Origin of the sequence: Benzoatithermus flavus, from assembly GCF_037908215.1 — a bacterium.
GTDB lineage: Bacteria > Pseudomonadota > Alphaproteobacteria > Geminicoccales > Geminicoccaceae > Benzoatithermus > Benzoatithermus flavus.
This window is the reverse complement of record NZ_JBBLZC010000028.1, coordinates 41651-58472: the sequence shown is the minus strand read 5'-3', so window position 1 is coordinate 58472 and position 16822 is coordinate 41651. Positions and strand designations below refer to the sequence as shown.

Annotated in this window: 15 protein-coding genes; 10 read left to right on the top strand and 5 right to left on the bottom strand. The window is 69.8% G+C overall.

The window, feature by feature from the left end:
- The 9 genes from U1T56_RS20500 to U1T56_RS20460 form a co-directional block, all read left to right on the top strand.
- Positions 1-241: hypothetical protein (locus U1T56_RS20500; protein ID WP_418161366.1), on the top strand; the 241-nt coding region annotated here is incomplete at its 5' end.
- 60 nt (positions 242-301) lie between these two features.
- Positions 302-1402 (top strand): 3-hydroxyacyl-CoA dehydrogenase family protein, encoded by a 1101-nt coding sequence (locus U1T56_RS20495; protein WP_418161365.1) that lies wholly within the window; start codon positions 302-304, stop codon positions 1400-1402.
- Positions 1403-1574: 172 nt separating this feature from the next.
- The gene (locus U1T56_RS20490; protein WP_418161364.1) at positions 1575-1946 is read left to right on the top strand and encodes a phasin family protein; all 372 of its coding nucleotides are present in this window, start codon (positions 1575-1577) and stop codon (positions 1944-1946) included.
- A 162-nt stretch (positions 1947-2108) separates the two neighbouring features.
- Positions 2109-3023 (top strand): LOG family protein, encoded by a 915-nt coding sequence (locus U1T56_RS20485; RefSeq protein ID WP_418161363.1) that lies wholly within the window; start codon positions 2109-2111, stop codon positions 3021-3023.
- 86 nt (positions 3024-3109) lie between these two features.
- Entirely contained in the window at positions 3110-3907 is a 798-nt protein-coding gene (locus U1T56_RS20480) for a M48 family metallopeptidase (RefSeq protein ID WP_418161362.1), read from the top strand.
- A gap of 107 nt (positions 3908-4014) precedes the next feature.
- The gene (locus tag U1T56_RS20475) at positions 4015-4878 is read left to right on the top strand and encodes a 2OG-Fe(II) oxygenase (protein WP_418161361.1); all 864 of its coding nucleotides are present in this window, start codon (positions 4015-4017) and stop codon (positions 4876-4878) included.
- A 25-nt stretch (positions 4879-4903) separates the two neighbouring features.
- Positions 4904-5866: a sulfotransferase domain-containing protein gene (locus tag U1T56_RS20470; RefSeq protein ID WP_418161360.1), complete on the top strand. Its 963-nt coding sequence runs from the start codon at positions 4904-4906 to the stop codon at positions 5864-5866.
- A 149-nt stretch (positions 5867-6015) separates the two neighbouring features.
- Complete coding sequence (locus tag U1T56_RS20465) at positions 6016-6636, top strand: trimeric intracellular cation channel family protein (protein WP_418161359.1); 621 nt, start codon at positions 6016-6018, stop codon at positions 6634-6636.
- 724 nt (positions 6637-7360) lie between these two features.
- Positions 7361-11908 carry a Calx-beta domain-containing protein gene (locus U1T56_RS20460; protein ID WP_418161358.1) on the top strand — a complete coding sequence of 1516 codons (4548 nt, stop codon included), beginning with the start codon at positions 7361-7363 and terminating at the stop codon, positions 11906-11908.
- A gap of 48 nt (positions 11909-11956) precedes the next feature.
- On the opposite strand, the gene U1T56_RS20455 is transcribed toward U1T56_RS20460, so the two are convergent.
- Positions 11957-13360, bottom strand: coding sequence for an MATE family efflux transporter (locus tag U1T56_RS20455; protein WP_418161357.1), 1404 nt, complete (start codon positions 13358-13360; stop codon positions 11957-11959).
- 158 nt (positions 13361-13518) lie between these two features.
- Here U1T56_RS20455 and U1T56_RS20450 point away from each other — a divergent pair, with 158 nt between their 5' ends.
- Positions 13519-14013 carry an antibiotic biosynthesis monooxygenase family protein gene (locus tag U1T56_RS20450; RefSeq protein ID WP_418161356.1) on the top strand — a complete coding sequence of 165 codons (495 nt, stop codon included), beginning with the start codon at positions 13519-13521 and terminating at the stop codon, positions 14011-14013.
- A 6-nt stretch (positions 14014-14019) separates the two neighbouring features.
- Here U1T56_RS20450 and U1T56_RS20445 read toward each other — a convergent pair whose 3' ends face one another.
- From U1T56_RS20445 to U1T56_RS20430, 4 genes are all read right to left on the bottom strand, one after another.
- Positions 14020-14484, bottom strand: coding sequence for a YbhB/YbcL family Raf kinase inhibitor-like protein (locus U1T56_RS20445; protein WP_418161355.1), 465 nt, complete (start codon positions 14482-14484; stop codon positions 14020-14022).
- A gap of 21 nt (positions 14485-14505) precedes the next feature.
- Positions 14506-15267, bottom strand: a complete 762-nt coding sequence (locus tag U1T56_RS20440; RefSeq protein ID WP_418161354.1) for a metallophosphoesterase family protein — start codon at positions 15265-15267, stop codon at positions 14506-14508.
- A 4-nt stretch (positions 15268-15271) separates the two neighbouring features.
- Complete coding sequence (locus U1T56_RS20435) at positions 15272-16051, bottom strand: nucleotidyltransferase family protein (protein WP_418161368.1); 780 nt, start codon at positions 16049-16051, stop codon at positions 15272-15274.
- A 140-nt stretch (positions 16052-16191) separates the two neighbouring features.
- Positions 16192-16743: a septal ring lytic transglycosylase RlpA family protein gene (locus U1T56_RS20430; protein WP_418161353.1), complete on the bottom strand. Its 552-nt coding sequence runs from the start codon at positions 16741-16743 to the stop codon at positions 16192-16194.
- Positions 16744-16822 lie beyond the last annotated feature (79 nt).

Genomic DNA, 16822 nt, shown 5'->3' with positions numbered 1-16822 from the left:
CCGCCGGGCGCCGCGTCTGGCGGAGGAGCTGGACCTGGCGGAGGCGATCTGTGCGCTGAAGTGGCCGAAATGGCCCGAGTATCGCGGCGGGATCGACCTGTGGCAGCTGCGGCAGGCGCTGGCGGGGATCGCGATCGATGCCAGCACCCTGAACTGGCTCGGCAGCCGCGAGCTCGAAAAGGCGTGCCGGCAGGCGTGCCCGGAGTCCCTAGGGGTTCACGGGTTCCCGCCGCTCGGCTAAGCAGACGGCCGCGTCGGCGGGCGCAGCACGAGCGCCGCTTTTTCTTCCGGGGAACGAGACATGCGGATCACGACCGTTGGCATCGTCGGTGCCGGCACCATGGGCAGCGGCATCGCCACCAACCTGGCGCAGGCCGGCTTCATGGTGCGCCTCGCCGACGCGCGCCGCGAGGCGGCGGAGAAGGCGCTGGCCGGGGCCAGGACCTTCTACGCCCGTGCGGTCGAGAAGGGCCGGATGGGGCCGGCTGCGGCCGAGGCTGCCACGGCGAGGCTCGCCGTCGTGGACGGCCTCGCCGACCTGGCGCCGGCCGATCTCGTCATCGAGGCCGTGTTCGAGGACTTCGACCTCAAGGTGCGACTGTTCGAGCAGCTTTCCTCGATCGTGCGCGCGGATGCGCTCGTCGCCACCAACACGAGCTGCCTGCGCGTGACCGATCTCGCCCGCCACATGAGCCGGCCGGAGCGGTTCCTGGGTCTGCACTATTTCAGCCCGGCCGCGGTCAACCCGATCGTCGAGGTGGTGAAGGGCGAGGCCACGTCGGATGCCACGATCGAGACGGCGCTCGCCTTCTGCCGGGCGAGCGGCAAAGAACCGCTGCGCTGCAAGGACTCGTTCGGCTTTGCGATCAACCGCTTCTTCTGCCCCTACACCAACGAGGCGGCGCGGGCGCTGGACGCGGGCCTCGGCACCACGGGCGAGATCGACGCGGTGGCGAAGGAGGTGCTGGGTGCCGCTGCCGGCCCGTTCACGGTCATGAACCTGATCAAGCCGCGCATCAACCTGCACGCCATCCGCAACCTGGCGCCGCTCGGCCCCTTCTACGCACCGGCGCGCACCATGATCGAGGCCGGCGAGGCCGACCGACCGTTCGAGATCACGCCGGTCGCGGGCGGGATCGAGCCGGCGCGCAAGGCCGAGATCGCCGACTGTCTCCTGCGCGGCTGCTTCCTGCCGGTGTTGCAGGCGCTCGACGAGGGCGTGGCCGAGCCGGCAGCGTTCGATCACGGGGCGAAAGAGGCACTCAAGTTCGGCATCGGCCCGTGCGCGCTCATGGACCGGCTGGGCCGGGCCGAGGTCGAGCGGATCGTCCGCCCGGCGCTCTCGGCCTACGGCATCGCAGAGCCGGATGCGCTGGCGCGGGTGGGCAGCCTCGCCGGATAGGAGGACGGGCCGGAAGGTGGCGCCCGCGCGGCAGGGTTGGCTTTTTCGCATGGCTGGATCGAGCCCTGCGCATGACTAGAATGTTGCGTTGCACAAGATGTTTGGTTGCATTGCAGCATGGGGCAGACTAGTTATTCTGCATCGCACAACTGTCCGTCCCGGAGTGCTTGACATGACCAAGACCGCCATCTTCCCGACGCTGCCGAAGTTCGACGTCGAGGCCCTGATCGCGCTGCAGAAGGCCAACGTCGAGACCGTCGTCGCCGCGCAGAAGATCCTGTTCGACCTGGCGCAGACCGTGGCCAAGAAGCAGGTCGAGATGGTCAAGGAGATGATGGCGAAGAGCGAGGTTCTGCTGAAGGGCTTCGACGCCAAGAAGCAGCCCGCCGCCTATGCCGACGAGGTCAAGGCCGTGGTCGAGAAGGCGATGGCCGACGTCAAGGAGACCGTCGATCTCGGCATCAAGGCGCAGAGCGAGGTGGTCGACCTGTTCGTGAAGCGTGCCACCGCCAACTTCGAGGAGCTCAAGGCCGTCGCCGCCTGAGCGGCGAGCGCCTGACCGCTGCTCTCGAGGAACCCCGGAAGGCGACTTCCGGGGTTTCGATGTTCTCGGGCGCTCCTGTTCGCATCTGGGTGTCGTTCCGGCGTTGCCCCGGTCCGGGCTTGGGCTTATCTCCCTTTTCCCGACAGCTCCCGGAGACGGTCGATGGCCGATGCGAACCCCAAGCACCTCATCCTGCCCAGCGCCCGCGAGGACGCGGCACGGGTACGCGAGGTGCCGGCCACGCCGCAGACCCTCTCGCCGAGCTACCGCCTCGCCTTCACCGACACCGAGTTCCTCCTGCGCGAGGAGCTGCGCCCGGTCCGGCTGCAGCTCGAACTCCTGAAGCCCGAGCTCGAGCTTCTGGCCCGGCGCATCGATTCGACCATCGTCATCTTCGGCAGCGCCCGCATCGCCGAGCCCGAGAAGGCGCGGGCACGTCGCGAAGCCGCGGAGGCCGCCGCCGCCGCGGCGCCCGACGATCCGAAGCTCGCCTGGGCGGCCGAGCTGGCGCGGCGGCTCGAGAAGCGCTCGCGCTCCTACGAGGAGGCACGCCGCTTCGCCCAGCTCGTCTCGACCGCGCGCCGGCCCGACGGCAAGCAGCGTTACGTCATCGTCACGGGCGGCGGCCCCGGCATCATGGAGGCGGCGAACCGTGGCGCCCACGACGTGGGCGCCATCAGCATCGGCCACAACATCGTCCTGCCGCACGAGCAGGCGCCCAATCCCTACATCACGCCGGAGCTGTGCTTCCAGTTCCACTACTTCGCGCTCCGCAAGATGCACCTCACGACCCGCGCCCGGGCGCTGGTCGTGTTCCCCGGCGGGTTCGGGACGCTCGACGAGCTGTTCGAGATCCTGTGTCTGATCCAGACCGGCAAGTCGCGGCCGATGCCGGTGCTTCTGTTCGACGAGGCCTACTGGCGGCGGGTGATCGACTTCGAGTTCCTGGCCGAGGAGGGCATGATCGACCCGCACGACCTCAACATCTTCCGCTTCGTCGAGACCGCCGAGCAGGCCTGGGAGGTGATCCGGCGCCACTACGGCGACATCGAGCCCGAGGCCGCCCCGGTGGGCTGAGCCCGGCTCGAGGAACCGGCCCCGGCGGCATCCCGTTCGCCATGCGGGACCGGAGACCTTACCGGCTCCCAGCGGGTCCAGCACCGATGCCGATCTGCCTCTCTTGCCTCGATCGCCGCCGCACCCTCCTGCTGCTCGGCAGCGCCACCTTCGCCCCGCTCGCCGGCTGCCAGCAGCTCGGCGAGGCCGGGGCCTCGCTCGTCTCGCCCGAGCAGGAGCGCGCCATGGGCCAGCAGGCCTTCGCCCGGATACGCAAGGAAATGCCGCGCTCGACCAACGCCGCCTACCAGGCCACGCTGCGGCGTGTGGGCCAGCGCATCGTCGCCGTGAGCGGCTCCGCGATCCCGCCCGCGCAGTGGGACTTCGTCGTGTTCAGGAGCGACCAGGTCAACGCCTTCGCGCTCCCCGGCGGACATGTCGGCGCGTTCGAGGGCCTGATGCGGCTCGTGAGCGGCGACGCCGAGCTCGCGGCGGTGATCGGCCACGAGGTCGGCCACGTCGTCGCCCGGCACAGCGCGCAGCGGGTGGGAGCGAGCGAGGTGTCGCAGCTCGGCGTGGGCGTGCTCGCGGCCGTGCTCGGCGCCTACGGCTATGCCGACCCCAGGACCGCCCAGGCTCTCCTCGGCGCCGGCGCCGAGTACGGCATCATCCTGCCGTTCTCGCGCAGCCAGGAGCTCGAGGCCGACAGCATCGGGCTCCGCCTGATGGCGAAAGCCGGCTACGACCCCGAAGCGGCGATCAGCTTCTGGCAGAAGATGATGCACACCGGCGGCCCGAAGCCGCCGGCGATCCTCTCCACCCATCCCGCCGACCAGGAGCGCATCGCCCGCCTCGAGGCGCTCCTGCCCGAGGCCGAGCGGACCTACCGCGGCGTCGTCGGCTGAGCCGCTGAACCGTTCGTCGCAGGGTGGACAGGGGCGAGCGGTTTATGGCAGCCATGTCCCGATTCGAGCATGGCAGGAAGCGATACGTCGGACGGCCGGGAGGAGCGATGATTCATTCTGTGCTCGAGCGTGTCGCTTCGGCGCGTCGTGGCGAAGCCGGCCTGCCTTATCTCGTGATCGAGAACGCGCTGCCTGCCGATTACTACGAGGCCCTCGCCGCCTGCTACCCGAACGTGGCGAGCTTCGCCGATCCGGATGCGATGCCGTCCAACAAGGCGTTCCGCCTTCCGGCCGTGCGGGCGCAGAACGACCCGGCCGTCCCGCCGCTCTGGCGCACCTTCATCGCGCGTCACACCTCGGCCGCGTTCTTCCACGAGCTGGTCCGGCTGTGGGCGCCCGAGATCGAGTGGTTCTATCCCGACTTCGCCGACAATTTCGGCAGGCTGCCGCAGGACTTCTCCGTGGGTCTGCGGCAGCCGGGCAAGGAGATGAGCCCGGCCAACCGGGAGCACGACGCGGTGCTGGATTGCCAGCCCAGCATCAACACCCCGGTGCGCAAGGCGAGCTCCGTGCGCGGCGTCCATCTCGACAGCCGGTTCAAGCTGTTCGCGGGCCTGCTCTATTTCCGCCGGCCCGACGATGACGATAGCGGCGGCAATCTCGAGTTCTACCGTCTCAAGCCGGGCGGCTCGCTGGCGCCGCGGACCTGGAAGATCGCACCCGAGCATGTCGAGCGCGTCGACACCATCCCCTATCGCGCCAACACGCTCGTCCTGTTCCTGAACACGCCGCAGTCGATCCACGGCGTCTCGCCGCGTGGCGTCACCCGGGTCGAGCGCCGCTACGTCAACTTCCTGGCCGAATGCTACCGTGGCCGACGCGACGACTACCTGGTTCCGCGCGAGCCCTGGCATGGCGAGGTCGTGCGGCGCGCCGGCCAGCTCTGGCGGCGGATCAAGCTCGCGGCCTGAGCCGAAGGGGGGAGGAGACCGATCCATGGCATCCGAGCTCGTGCACGAGGCGGTCGAGAGCGCTGGCCGATGGCTCACGCGCGATCTCGTGCTCCATGCGCTGTTCTTTCTGCCGCAGGATCGCAGAAATCGGCTCGAGCGCTGGCTTCGGGGCCGGGCCGAGGTGGCGCGGCTGCGCCGTGCCGATGCCGTCGTCGTCTCCTATGGCAAGAGCGGCCGCACCTGGCTCAGGGCCATGCTCTCGCGCTGGTTCATCCGGCATCACGGGCTCCCCACCAGCCGGATGATGGGGTTCGACAACCTGCACCGGCTCGATCCGAGGGTGCCGAAGATCCTGTTCACCCACGACAACTATATCCGCTCCTACACCGGCAACCTCGACAGCAAGCGCGACTTCTACGGCAAGAAGGTGGTCCTGCTCGTGCGGCATCCGGCCGATGTCGCCGTCTCGCAGTACTTCCAGTGGAAGTTCCGGATGCGGCCGCGCAAGAAGGCGCTCAACGGGTATCCCGAGCACGGCGGCGAGCTGTCGGTCGCCGACTTCCTCTTGGACCCGGACGTCGGCGTACCGGGCGTCGTCCGCTTCTTCAACGGCTGGAGCGCCGAGCGGGCGAGCCTGCCCCAGCTCCTCGTCGTCCGCTACGAGGATCTCCGCCGCGACACGGTCAAGGAGCTCGCGCGCGTGCTCCGTTTTCTGGGCGAGGCGCCGAGCGAGGCGGAGCTTGCGGACTGTGTCGCCTTCGCGAGCATCGAGAACATGCGCAAGCTCGAGGAGCGGGCCGGCGGGTCCTGGCTCGCGGGCTCGCGCATGAGACCCGGCGACAAGGCGAACCCCGACAGCTTCAAGGTCCGGCGCGGCAAGGTCGGCGGCTGGCGCGATTATGTCGACGACGCGCAGGCGGTCGTGATCGAGGCGCTGATCGAGCGCGAGCTGCGACCCGGCTTCGGCTATACCGCCGCCGAGGCGAAGCCGGCACCTGTCGGCTGAGGGCGGCCAGCCACTTTCCTTCCTGTCTCGAGCCGTCGCTCCCGCCGCTTGCCCGCGCCCGCTCGGACGGGCAAGAGGGATCATCTCGCGGGCGATGTCGATGTGGCCCCGAGCGCGCTCGAGCAGTGCTGTATGCGCCGGGACGGACGATGGCCGAGCTCCTCCATGTTCTCGATCTCGTGGGCGTGGTCGTGTTCGCGGTCAGCGGCGGGCTCGAGGCGGCGAGAAAGGAGCTCGACCCCGTCGGCTTTCTGTTCCTGGCGGCGGTCACCGGCATCGGCGGCGGGACGCTGCGGGACCTGCTCCTCGACCGCGGGCCCGTGTTCTGGGTGACGCAGCCTCAATATCTCTGGCTCACGAGCGCTGCCGGCCTCGCCGTGTTCTTCGCGGCGTCCTACGTCGAGCGCCGGCGGGCGGTGCTGCTCTGGGCCGATGCGGTGGGGCTCGCCGTCTTCTCCGTGCTGGGCGCCCGGACGGCGCTCGATGCCGGTGCCGGTGCCGGCGTCGCGATCCTGATGGGGACGATGACCGCCACCTTCGGCGGGCTGATCCGTGACGTGGTGTGCGGGGAGACGCCGCTGATCCTGAAGAAGGAGATCTACGCCACGGCCGCGGCCGCCGGTGCCGCCGTGCTCGTGCTCCTGCAGGCGATCGGCCTGCCGGGGCCGGTGGCGGCCGGCACCGGGCTCGCCGTGGCGTTCGCGATCCGCGGTACGGCGCTCGTGTTCGGGCTGTCGCTGCCGAGCTACCGCCTGCGTCGGGAAGGCTGAAGCGCCGCTGCGGCCAGGGGTCGCGGCCGGTGGCTTCGGGATGCAGCTCGTCGCAGGCTCGCCCGCCGGCTCCGCGGCACGCGGCGGATCGAGCGTCAGCCATTCTATCGGGTATCCACCGACTTTCCGATGTGATCCGGGGCGCCGGCGCAGGCGGCATCTTGTGCCCCACCTTCCCTGTGCCATGGTGCCGCAAGGCAGCTCGAACCCGCTCCGACCCGCGCATTCGTTGAGAGTGGCACGCGCCGGATCGTAAACCATGGGTTGGAATGTCGCTTTCATGACCCCGAAATTCGCGCTATAGATCGCCTCTGCCCGGCAAGAAGAGCCATCGTTCAGTCGGGGCGATATAACGTGCGGACGAAAGGCCGTCCCGTCACGCCTCAAGGAAACAACGAGCGCACACCTCATGCGCTGCGTGCGAGCTGTCGTCGTCACGAATGGATCTCGTGGTCCGTTCACTTGGGCTGACTGCCTTTCCGGCTCGTCGGTTCTGGTCCGGCATTTGCCGGATCATCGGCTGGCGTCTCAGGGTGGCGGCGAGGACGACGGCCGACCCGATGCATCTGCCGATGCCGCTCTAGCATCGGTTGCGCCGGATCGTTCCACTCCGACGATATTGCTCACCTTAAAGGTGAGGAATCTCTTCGGCGGATGGCCGTCCACCCGGCGCGCCTTCGGTGCTCGCACCGCAAAAGCCAAGAAGCTCTAGGAAGGAAACGCCATGCCCATCAATCGGACCAGCATCTGGCGCGTCAGCGTCGCCGGCGACGGCAGCGAGGGCAGCGAAGGTGCCCGCGGCGGCATCTTCTCGCCGGATGGCAGCAAGGTCGCCTTCCTGAGCTCCTCCCCGGAGCTCGTTCCGGGCGGCGGCAACGGCAACGTCGCCGTGTTCATCAAGGACCTGAGGACAGGGACGCTCACCGAGATCAGCGTCGCCGCCGACGGACAGCAGCCCAACGGCCACGTCGCCGAGCCCGTGTTCTCGCCCGACGGCTCCAAGATCGCCTTCCTGAGCTGGGCCGACAATCTCGTCCCCGGCGATACGAACGGCACGCCCGATCTGTTCGTGAAGGATCTCGTGACCGGCGCCGTCACCCGGGTGAGCACGACCGCGAGCGGCGGGGAGAGCCACGACAGCGATTCGACGCCGTTCCACGACTACGTGTTCTCGCCGGACGGCACGAAGATCGCGTTCACGAGCTACGCTTCCGATCTCGTCTCGGGCGACACCAACGGCGTGCCCGAGATCTTCATCAAGAATCTCGCGACCGGAGCGGTCACGCGGGTCGGCGTCACCGCCCAGGGTGCCGAGGCCAACGGCAGCCTCTATCATCCGATCTTCTCGCCGGACGGCACCAGGATCGCGTTCGAGAGCACGGCCACGAACCTCGTGCCCGGCGATACGGGCGGACCCGGCCTCTTCGTCAGGGATCTCGCGAGCAATACGATCACCCGCATCGGCCCTGCCGGGATCCACGATGCGACGTTCTCGGCCGACTGGAGCAAGGTCGCGTTCGTCAGCAGCCGCTCGGACCTCGTTTCCGGCGACACGAACGGGGCCGACGACGTCTTCGTTCAGGACCTGCGCACCGGCGCCATCACCCGGATCAACACGACGGCCGACGGCAGGGAGACCGTGGGCTGGGTGGTGGGCGAGCCGGTGTTCTCGCCCGACGGCACCAAGGTCGCGTTCTACAGCGATGCGCCCGGCCTCGATCCCACCGACACGGACTACGTCTCCGACGTGTTCGTCAAGGATCTCGCCACCGGCGCCATCACACGGGTGAACCTGTCCGCGAGCGGCGTGCCGGCCGATGGCGACAGCTACGAGATCAGCTTCTCGCCGGACGGCAAGGCGCTCCTGTTCACGAGCATGGCGACCACCCTCGTGCCCGGCGACACCAACTTCCTCGGCGACGTCTACGTCGTCAGCCTCGCCGCCACCGACGGCGACGACGTGCTCGAGCCCCTCGCACGGGGCGAGACCATGAACGGGCTGGGAGGCAACGACACGCTGCACGCGAGCCTCGGCGTCGACACGCTCTACGGCGGAGCCGGCAACGACCGCTTCGTCGGCACGGTAGCCGAGCTCACCGGTGACACGATCAAGGACTTCGCAGCCGGCGACGCGATCGTGGTGCAGGGTGCTTCCTTCACCATGGCCGACGTGCGGCGCCCGACCGGCAGCCAGATCGCGATCGACACCAACCACGACGGCACGGCCGACCTCACGATCAACGTCGACGGGCTCGGCACACAGGCGCTCACCACCAAGGCCGTCACCGGCGGTACCGAGATCCGCCTCGTGTCCCCGCCCGTGCTTTCGATCGCCGCCGCGAGCGCCGCCAAGGCGGAAGGCAGCGCGGGTAGCACGGCCTTCACCTTCACCGTCACCCGCGACGGCGACCCGAGCAAGGCGGTGACGGTGGACTGGCACGTCGTCGGCACCGGCAGCGCTCCTGCCGATGCGGCCGACTTCGCGGGCAACGTGCTGCCACGTGGAACGCTGAGCTTCGCCGCCGGCGAGCTCACGAAGACGATCACGGTGAGCGTGCTCGGCGATGCCGTGCACGAGGACGACGAGGGCTTTTCGGTCGTCCTCGACAATCCCACGGGCGGCGCTTCCGTTGGCACGGCTTCGGCCACGGGCACGATCCGGAACGACGACTGGGACGGCCTCAACCCGGTGCTCGGCGATGCCGGCGACAACTTCCTGAACGGCAGCAGTGGCGGCGACTGGCTGCAGGGTTGGGGCGGGAACGACCGGCTCTACGGCTGGGCGGGCAACGACCGGCTCGAGGGCGGGGACGGCAACGACGTGCTCCTGGGCCACGGCGGCAACGATACGCTCGACGGTGGTGCCGGCGACGACCAGCTCGAGGGCGGGCTCGGCAGCGACCTGCTCACGGGCGGGGCGGGCGGCGACCGGTTCGCCGGCAGCGTCGCCGAGCTTGCGGGCGACACGATCAGGGACTTCGCGCTCGGCGACGTGCTCGAGGTGCGGGGCGTCACGTTCACCGCGACCGACATCGCCTACCAGGCCGACGGCACGCTCAGGATCGACACCAACCGCGACGGCACCCCCGACCTCACGCTGACGCTTCCGAACCTGCCGACGGCCGCCTTCGCCACCACGGCCACGAGCAGCGGCACGGAGGTGCGGCTCGCGGCGTCGCCGGCGGTGCTCGGCATCGCGCCCCAGAACGCCGACCAGGTCGAGGGCCAGTCGGGATCGACGCCGTTCACGTTCCAGGTGACACGGACGGGCGATCTGACCTCGGCCGTGACGGTGCGCTACGCCGTCACCGGCAGCGGCGCCTCGGCAGCCGACTTCGCGGGTGGCGTCTTTCCGACCGGCACGCTGAGCTTCGCTGCCGGCGAGACCACGAAGACGATCACCGTCAACGTCGCGGGTGACACGGTCCTCGAGGGGGACGAGGGCTTCAGGATCACGCTGTCGAGCCCGACCGGCGGAGCCGTGCTCGACACCACGAAAACCAGCGCTGCCGGCGTGATCCGCAACGACGACGTTCCGGCCACCCTGTCCATCGCGGGACTCTCGGCCGACCACGCCGAGGGGAGCAGCGGGACGAGCGCCTTCACCTTCACCGTGACGCGCAGCGGCGACGTGAGCAACGCCGTGTCGGCCGCCTGGGCGGTGACGGGCGACGGCGCCGACCCGGCGAGCGCTACGGACTTCGCGGGCGGCGTGCTGCCCTCGGGCACGGTCAGCTTCGCCGCGGGCGAGACCACGAAGACCATCACGATCAATGCCGTCGGCGACACGCTCTACGAGCCGAGCGAGAGCTTCCGTGTGACGCTGAGTGCGCCGACCGGCGGCGCCGTCCTCGGCACGGCTTCGGCCACGGGCACGATCCGGAACGACGACTGGGACGGCCTCAACCCGGTGCTCGGCGATGCCGGCGACAACTTCCTGAACGGCAGCAGTGGCGGCGACTGGCTGCAGGGTTGGGGCGGGAACGACCGGCTCTACGGCTGGGCGGGCAACGACCGGCTCGAGGGCGGGGACGGCAACGACGTGCTCCTGGGCCACGGCGGCAACGATACGCTCGACGGTGGTGCCGGCGACGACCAGCTCGAGGGCGGGCTCGGCAGCGACCTGCTCACGGGCGGGGCGGGCGGCGACCGGTTCGCCGGCAGCGTCGCCGAGCTTGCGGGCGACACGATCAGGGACTTCGCGCTCGGCGACGTGCTCGAGGTGCGGGGCGTCACGTTCACCGCGACCGACATCGCCTACCAGGCCGACGGCACGCTCAGGATCGACACCAACCGCGACGGCACCCCCGACCTCACCCTCGTCGCGGAGGGTCTGACCGCGCCGCGCTTTACGACCACCGCCATCGCCGGCGGCACCGAGATCCGCCTCGCGCCCACGCCGCCGCCCAGCCTCTCGATCGCGGCCACCGATGCGGTCAAGGCCGAGGGCGGCGCGGGCAGCACGGCCTTCACCTTCACCGTCACCCGCGACGGCGACCTCGCCAAGGCGGTGACGGTGAACTGGCACGTCGCCGGCGACGGCACGACGCCCGCCGACCAGGCCGACTTCGCGGGTGGGGTGCTGCCCTCGGGGACGATCAGCTTCGCCGCCGGCGAGACCACGAAGACGATCACGGTCGGCGTTCTGGGCGATACCGCTGTCGAGAGCGACGAAGGGTTCAAGGTGCTTCTCGACAACCCGACGGGGGGCGCCGTGATCGGCACCGCCTCGGCCGCGGGCACGATCCAGAACGATGATGTCGCCACGCGCACCCCGACCCCGACCGTCGGCAGCGCCGACGCCGATCTCCTGAACGGCACGAACGGCGACGACTGGCTGCAGGGGCTGGCCGGCGCCGACAAGCTCTATGGCTGGGGCGGCGACGACCGGCTCGAGGGCGGGGACGGCAACGACCGGCTGCAGGGCCACGCCGGCGCCGACACGCTCGTGGGCGGGGCAGGCGCCGACCGGTTCATCTATGCCGCTGCCGGGGACAGCACCGCGACCGCCATGGACCACATCGTCGACTTCAGCCAGGCCCAGGGCGACAAGATCGACCTCGCGGCGCTCGACGCCAACCCCGGCGTCACCGGCGACCAGGCCTTCGGCTTCATCGGCACCGCCGCCTTCACCGGCGTCGGTCAGGTGCGCTACGCCACGGTCGACGGCCATACCCAGGTCGAGGTCAATCTCGACAGCGACAGGACGCCCGAGCTCGTGTTCCAGATCGACCAGGTGATCGCTCTCAAGGCCGGCGACTTCATCCTGTGATCGGCCGGCGCCGTCCGCGCCCGCCACGGTGCGGGCGGCCCTGCTCTCTCACGCCGGGATCGTCGTGCGAGAGCGGGTCAGCCGGTGGAAGCGGGCGATCATCACCAGGGCGACGGTGGCGAGCGCCATGGCGAGCCCGATCCAGATCCCGAGTCCGCTCAGAGGTGTCAGGAAGCCGAGCACGGCGCAGACCGGGAAGCCCACGAGCCAGTAGCCGAAGCCGGCGAGCCACATCGGCACGGTCGTGTCCTTGAGCCCGCGCAAGCTCGCGATGCCGATGACCTGCAGCCCGTCCACGAGCTGGAACAGGGCGGCGACGCGTAAGAAAACGACGGCGTAGGCGAGGGCCGCGGCACCCTCGGCCGTGCCGGCGTCGAGGAACAGCCCGGCGAGGGTCGCGCGGAAGTGCCAGAAGACCAGCGCCATCGTGCCCATGAAGGCCACCCCCAGCCCGCAGGCGACCCAGCCCGAGAGGCGGGCGGCCCGCCCGTCACCGGCGCCGATGGCGAGGCCCACCCGGATCGTGGCGGCGTGGCTGATGCCGAGCGGCACCATGAACGAGATGCTCGCGAGCTGGAGCGAGACCTGATGGGCCGCGAGCTGGGCGGTGCCGATCAGGCCCATGAGCAGGGTGGAGAGCGCGAACAGGCCGGTCTCCATGAGGACCGCACCGCCGATCGGCAGGCCCACGCGCAGGATCTCGCGAAAGACGGGGAGATCCGGCCGCCAGAACCGGCCGAGCACGGCATAGCGGCGGAAAGGTCGGACGCCGAGGCAGTAGGCGAGGAGCAGGAGGAACATGAGGGCGAAGGTGATCGCGACGGCGATGCCGGCACCCGCCGTGCCGAGCGCTGGCAGGCCCAGCCGGCCGAAGATCAGCCCGTAGGACAGCGGCACGTTGAGGAGCCCCGCCACGAGCGCTGCCGCGAGCACCGCCCCGGTCCGGCCGAAGGCGCTCGTGAAGCTGCGCAGCACGATGAAGCCCACGGCGAACGGCAGGCCCCAGACCGCATGGCGCATGTAGGCCTCGGTCATCGGCAGCAGCGCCGGGTCCTGCCCCATCGCGGCGAGGAGCGGGCGGACGAACCACAAGGCTGCCATGAGCGGGACCGTGAGCGCCAGCGTCACCCACAAGCCCTGGCGCACGGTGCGCCGGATCAGGCGCGGCCGGCGCGCGCCCTTCGCCTGGGCGACGAGCGGAGCCGTGGCGCTGGCGACACCGACCCCGAACATCATGGCGGCATGAAAGAGGGCAGCGGCGAGCGTTGCGGCGGCGAGCGGTGCCGCACCCAGCCGGCCCAGGAGCAGCACCTCGGTGGTGTACACCAGGACCTGGACGAGCTGGGTCAGGACGAGCGGCAGGGCGAGGCCGAGCATCGCTCTGAGCTCGCGCGCGAGCTTGACGGCGACGGTGGAGGGGGGCGCCACCGCCAGGGAGATGGTGAACGACATGACGAAGCTGCAATGGCCCGATTTTGACCGCGCAACCTAGCGCGAGCCGAGCGCCGTGGTCAAAGGGAGGTATGGCATAGGAGGTGTGCCCGAGCGTGTGAGCGTCATCGCCCTTGCGCTATGCTCGTCGTGCCATGGCCAGCGAGGAGCCCTGTCGCATGCGCGCCGTCGTGTTCGAGTTCCGCCCCTATCCCGACCAGCGCGCCGCCTATTTCGCGCTCGTCGCCGAGCTCAGGCCCCGGCTCCTCGGGATGCCGGGCTTCCTCGAGAACGAGCGGTTCCAGTCGATCCGGGACCCCGGCCGCCTGCTCTCGTTCCAGCTCTGGGAGGACGAGGCCGCGATCGCCCGCTGGCGTGCTCACCCCCGGCATCGGGTGGCGCAGGCGCTGGGCCGGAGCGAGATTTTCCAGGCCTATCGTCTCAGGGTGGGCGAGGTGATCGAGACGGACGGTCCGCCCGGCGGGGCGGACGTGGTGAGGCTCGCCTTCGGCAGCGGGCTCATGGCACGAGCGGGCGTCGAAGCGTTCGCGAGCATCACCGACGCGCGCCGGATCCTCCTCGTCGGCAGCGGTGACAGCCCGTGGGATGCCCGAGCCGAGCGGCGGCTCGTGGTGCGGGTGATCCGCGACTACGGGCGCGGCACGCTCGCCTGAGATCGCTCAGCGCTCGTAGGTGCCGACCAGCTCGGCCACCCCGAGCACGTGCTTCTGCGCGGCCCGCCAGATCTCCTCGACGCACGCCTTGGGTGCCTGGGTCAGCTCCTCGACGTCGAGTGCTGCGAGATAGAAGTGGTAGTGGTGGCGGCCGTGGCCCTTGGGCGGGGCCGGGCCGTCGTAGCGGGAATGGCCGAAGTCGTTGACGCCCATGCCCAGGCTCTCGGTCTTGGCGCCGTGGCCGACCCCTTCGGGCAGCTCGGTGCGCGAGCCGGCGATGTTGTAGAGACCCCAGTGCCGGAACGTGCCCGAGGGTGCGTCCGGGTCCTCCATCTTCAGGACGAAGCTCCTGGTTCCCGGCGGTGCTCCCGACCAGCGCAGGGGCGGGGAGACGTTCTCGCCGTCCGCGGTGTACTTCGCCGGGATGGGATGGCCGTCTCGGAAGGCCGGGCTGTCGAGAAGGAACGGCATGGTGCGGTTCTCCCGATGCTCTCACACCTCGAGGAGCGCGTAAGGCTTGCCGGTGGGCTTCGCGATCTGGGCCGCGACGTTGAACACCGGGATGCCCTTGCGCGTGCGGCCCTCGTAGGTGCCATGGTGGGCATGACCGTGGAACACGGCCTTGATTCCGTCGAACCGGTCGATGGTCTCGGCGAGACGCGAGCAGCCGAGGAAGGGAAAGATCGCCTCGGGCTCGCCCTTCACGGTAGCCTCGACGGGCGCATAGTGCAGGACGACCACGGTCCGCTCGGTCTCGAGCGATTTCAGGGCATGCTCGAGGCGGAGCGCCTCGTCGAGCACCTCCTGCACGAAGCTCTTGATGGCGGCCTCGCCGAAGGCATCCAGCATCCTGCCGTCGAAGCCGCCGCAGAAGCCCTTGACCCCGGCGAAGCCCACCCCGTCCACCTCGTGGACCTCGTCCTCGAGGAACTTGACTCCGGCGTCGCACAGGACGCGCGAGACCTCCTCGGGCCTGCCGCAGTGGTGGTCGTGGTTGCCGAGGACGGCCAGGACCGGGACGGCGCAGGCGCGCAGGTCCTCTGCCAGCGCCTCGGCCTCCTGCGCCGTGCCGTGGCTGGTGAGATCCCCGCACAGGCACAGCACGTCGGCGGCGTGCGAGATCTCCGTCAGCATGTCGCGCCAGCGGCCACGCGCCGTGGGCGAGGCGTGGACGTCGCCGATCGCGGCGACGCGGAGCCTGCGGTGCGTGATCGCCGGGGCGGCATCGGGGGCGACTTCCGTCCTCTCGGCCATGGGCTCAGCTTTTCCCCTGTACGGTATTGGGCCCCGCCGGGCCGACCACGTCGGCGAAGCCCCACTCCATGACGTCGACGCGGTAGTCGTCGGGCGAGAACAGGCGGCCGCGGCACACCTTGGTCTGCGGGACGGGCAGGTCGGCGTGCTGCCGCGCGCGCAGGAGCAGCTCGTCGTGGAGCCAGCGCGGGATTTTGTCGCGCTCGGACGGGTAGATGAAGCGGAAGTTGAGCACGTGGATCAGGAGCACTTCCCAATATTGCTCCATGTGCGTGAGTAGCCGCTTCCAGTCGATGCGCTCGCTCTGGCGCAGGATCAGGTGGGCGATATCGGCCCCGTCGTAGCGGTGGCGGTTCTGGAGGAGCGCCTTCGACCAGATCAGCTCGGTCGGCGGAGTGAGCTGGACCGGCACACCGTAGAGCTCGACCGGATGGCTCTCCTGGAACCAGAGGTCGGTGACGGTGATGACGGCCGTGGCCGAGGCGAAGATCACGTCGAAGAAGCACCGGCCGCGCCTGACCTTGGCGAGCCAGCGCTCGTCCTCGATCTCGATCTCGAAGCCCTGGTCCTTGAAATGCAGCAGGATGCGGGGGAAGTCGCCCGCCTTGCAGAAGATGTCGAGGTCCTTGGTGGCGCGATTGATGCCGGTATAGCAGTTGACGGCGAAGGTCCCGGCCACGAGGCAGGGGATCTCGCTGTCGTGCAGGATGTGCAGCGATTCCGCGTAGAACGCATCGGCCTCCGGCGGAGCGAGGTCCGAAGCGGGCGGCGGCGAGCCGGTCAGAGGCGCGTAGGTGCCTCCCGAGCCCGCTTCCGGCGCCGGGCGCGCGGACGCTTCGCGATCGAATGCGCTCAAGGTTGCCGTCCTCGATCCTGGTCACCGTCACGGAACGGCAACCTCGCCCGCCAGTTCCAAGACGGGTGTTACTTGCCGGCGGTCGTCGGGTCCTGCGACGGCTCGAGCGGGGGCAGCGGCCCGGGTTGCGGCGTGCCCTCCTTGGCCGCCTCCTTTCTGGCCGCCTCGAGCTGATGCTCGACCTTCGGGGTCTCCCCGGGCTCGTCGATCGCCTCCTCGACCTGGCGCTTCGTGGCCTCGATCTCGACGTCGGCGACACCTTTCTCGGTGATGCCGAGCCGTTTTGCGGCCGCCTTGGAAAGATCGATGTCGCGGCCGCCGACGTGCGGGCCGCGATCGTTGATCTCGACTTTCACCTCCTTGCCCGTGTCGGGGTTCTTCACCGTGGCCTCGCTGCCCAAAGGCAGCTCGGGATGGGCCGCGGTCAGGTCCTTCTGGTCGAAGCGCTCGCCGCTCGCGGTTTTCTTGCCCTGGAACTCGTCGCCGTAGTAGGACGCCTTGCCCTCCTCGCGGAAGACGACGGGGTCCTTGGCATCCTGCGCCGATGCCGGCCCCGTTACCAGCACGGCAGCGCCCGCTGCGGCCAGTGCGAGGAACCGGCTCTTCCGTTTGCTCGCCATGGTTCCGTTCCTCTGCCCGGCCGGCGCCGGCCGGGCGATTGCGAATCAGAGAGCCGAACCGGGTGGCACCGGGTGTGGT

What these genes read in the sequence shown, in the direction of transcription:
- U1T56_RS20495 (WP_418161365.1), top strand. Translation starts at nt 302, where the DNA reads ATGCGGATCACGACCGTTGGCATCGTCGGTGCCGGCACCATGGGCAGC.
- U1T56_RS20490 (WP_418161364.1), top strand. Translation starts at nt 1,575, where the DNA reads ATGACCAAGACCGCCATCTTCCCGACGCTGCCGAAGTTCGACGTCGAG.
- U1T56_RS20485 (WP_418161363.1), top strand. Translation starts at nt 2,109, where the DNA reads ATGGCCGATGCGAACCCCAAGCACCTCATCCTGCCCAGCGCCCGCGAG.
- U1T56_RS20480 (WP_418161362.1), top strand. Translation starts at nt 3,110, where the DNA reads ATGCCGATCTGCCTCTCTTGCCTCGATCGCCGCCGCACCCTCCTGCTG.
- U1T56_RS20475 (WP_418161361.1), top strand. Translation starts at nt 4,015, where the DNA reads ATGATTCATTCTGTGCTCGAGCGTGTCGCTTCGGCGCGTCGTGGCGAA.
- U1T56_RS20470 (WP_418161360.1), top strand. Translation starts at nt 4,904, where the DNA reads ATGGCATCCGAGCTCGTGCACGAGGCGGTCGAGAGCGCTGGCCGATGG.
- U1T56_RS20465 (WP_418161359.1), top strand. Translation starts at nt 6,016, where the DNA reads ATGGCCGAGCTCCTCCATGTTCTCGATCTCGTGGGCGTGGTCGTGTTC.
- U1T56_RS20460 (WP_418161358.1), top strand. Translation starts at nt 7,361, where the DNA reads ATGCCCATCAATCGGACCAGCATCTGGCGCGTCAGCGTCGCCGGCGAC.
- U1T56_RS20455 (WP_418161357.1), bottom strand. Translation starts at nt 13,360, where the DNA reads ATGTCGTTCACCATCTCCCTGGCGGTGGCGCCCCCCTCCACCGTCGCC.
- U1T56_RS20450 (WP_418161356.1), top strand. Translation starts at nt 13,519, where the DNA reads ATGCGCGCCGTCGTGTTCGAGTTCCGCCCCTATCCCGACCAGCGCGCC.
- U1T56_RS20445 (WP_418161355.1), bottom strand. Translation starts at nt 14,484, where the DNA reads ATGCCGTTCCTTCTCGACAGCCCGGCCTTCCGAGACGGCCATCCCATC.
- U1T56_RS20440 (WP_418161354.1), bottom strand. Translation starts at nt 15,267, where the DNA reads ATGGCCGAGAGGACGGAAGTCGCCCCCGATGCCGCCCCGGCGATCACG.
- U1T56_RS20430 (WP_418161353.1), bottom strand. Translation starts at nt 16,743, where the DNA reads ATGGCGAGCAAACGGAAGAGCCGGTTCCTCGCACTGGCCGCAGCGGGC.